The 2,078-nt window shown below is 70.0% G+C and carries 2 protein-coding genes; one reads left to right on the forward strand and one right to left on the reverse strand.

Translation table 11 applies throughout. The features are described from left to right. Positions 1–940 (forward strand): FAD-binding oxidoreductase (locus tag EOA60_RS30355; RefSeq protein WP_164899665.1); only part of this gene is annotated, 940 nt, incomplete at its 5' end. Positions 941–992: 52 nt separating this feature from the next. Here EOA60_RS30355 and EOA60_RS30360 read toward each other — a convergent pair. Next, positions 993–2,078, reverse strand: a 1,086-nt coding sequence (locus EOA60_RS30360) for an FAD/NAD(P)-binding oxidoreductase (protein WP_164899666.1), incomplete at its 5' end; no start/stop codon positions are given.

Here is a 2,078-nt window from a genome sequence, read left to right on the forward strand (position 1 = left end):
CATGCTCGACAGCGCCGAGGCCAGCGAGCGGGGCCGCGCCACCGGCAGGACCTGGAAAGGCGGCGTCTTCTCGCCGCCCGACGGGACCGCCGATCCGTCGCAGGCCGCGCCAGCGGTCGCCCGCGCCATCCTCCAGCTTGGCGGCACGGTGCATCAGAATTGCGCCGCGCGCGGTATCGAGACCGAGGGCGGTCGCCTGAGCGGCGTGATCACGGAAAGCGGTACGATCCGGACGAAAGCGGCGGTTTTGGCCGGTGGCGCCTGGGCGTCCTCCTTTTGCCGCCAGTTCGGTTTCCGGTTTCCGCAGGCCTCGATCCGCTCCTCCATCCTGTCCGTCTCGCCCGGCGCGGGGGGCTTGCCGGATGCGCTGCACACGGCAAAGATCTCGGCGACGCGGCGCGGTGACGGCGGCTACACCCTCGCCATAAGCGGGCGCGGACGCGTCGACGTGACGCCGCAGCAGCTGCGCTTCGCTTCGCAGTTCGTCCCCATGTTCCTGAAGCGCTGGCGCAGCCTCGCGCCCGGCGGGTTGCAGGGGGTGCGCTCAGGCCACGAAACGCTCCAACGCTGGCGGCTCGACCGGCCGACGCCGATGGAGCGGATGCGTATCCTCGATCCGATGCCGGATCAGGCGACCATCCGCCTGACCCATGCCCGCGCGCTCGAGCTGCTGCCTGCGCTGCGGCAGACGAAGATCAGCGCGGCCTGGGCGGGCTACATCGACAGCACCCCGGACGGCGTGCCGGCCATCGGCGAGATACACGCCGTTCCAGGCTTCTTCCTGGCTGCCGGATTTTCGGGTCACGGCTTCGGCATCGGACCCGGTGCCGGGCACCTCGTCGCCGATCTTGTCACCGGGTTGGAGCCGATCGTCGATCCGAAATCCTACGATCCGCGGCGTTTCGATGCTTCGGCGTGGGGCAAGGTCGCCGACTTCTAGTTTCAAACGCGACATTCCGACATCGCTTGGCAGGTGAACCCTCCGGATTGCATCAGCTCTCCCGAAGAAAGGCGCCGATGGGGGCAGGCCGGATGGGGGCCTGCCCGCGAAACCGGCCGACATCCTCGGGCCTACAGCCGGCGTGGGCTGCGATGAGTTCGGCGGCTGCCAACTGGCAATAACGCCCCTGGCAGCGCCCCATGCCGACGCGCGAGAGCGATTTCACCCTGTTGGCCTCGCCGCCGCCGAGAGTCGTGCCCTCGCGCACGGCCCCGGCAGTGACGTTCTCGCAGCGGCAGACGATCGTATCGTCGGGAAGCGCCCTCACCATCGCGCCTGGCCAAGGAAAGGCCTGGGCCAGACCGCGGGCAAAGCGCTCGAGCCGTGCGAGCCTGCGCAGGTCGGCGCCGACGGAGGGCACCGGGCTTCCAAGATCGGCAAGGCACGCCGCCGCGGCAAGGCGCCCGGCGATCTCCGCGCCGTCCGCCCCGAGAGGACGAGCCCCATCACCGGCCAGGTAGATGCCATTGCCGGCCCGTCCCATCCGGTCGGTCTTCGGGAGCCACTGCCGCCATTGCTCGTCATAGGTGACGGCGCATCCCACAAGGTCAGTCAGATGAGTCTCCGCCCGCAGGTGCCAGCCGATCCCGATCATGTCGCATGGGGTGACGCGCTCCCGGCCGCCGGCGTCGCGCCAGCGCATCCCGGTGACACCCCGTCCATCGGCCTCGATTTGCAAAGGCGTCACGCCAGCGTGGTAGCGGCGACCAAGCCGCGCCCGCAGGGCCAGCCCGCGCAACGCCACGATTGGTCGGGCGGCAAGTCCCCAGAACCCGCGCATCTGCTGGCGCCAGGAAGAGGTGTCGAGCACCGCCGCCACATCCGCTCCGGCCTTGAGGAGTTGCATGCCAACCAGCGTCAGCAAGGGGCCCGACCCGATAAGCACGATGCGCCGTCCGAGCGCGACGCCCTGCGCCTTGAGCGCGATCTGCGCCGCGCCAAGGCTGAAGACGCCGGCGTTCTGCCAGCCAGGGATCGGGGCGACGCGGTCTGAAGCGCCGGTGGCGAGGATCAGGCGGTCGTAGAAGACGACCTCCGCGCCGCCCTCCCCCAGCACATGCAGCCGCCCCTCATGCAC

The organism is Mesorhizobium sp. M1A.F.Ca.IN.020.06.1.1, from assembly GCF_004023265.1.
GTDB lineage: Bacteria > Pseudomonadota > Alphaproteobacteria > Rhizobiales > Rhizobiaceae > Mesorhizobium.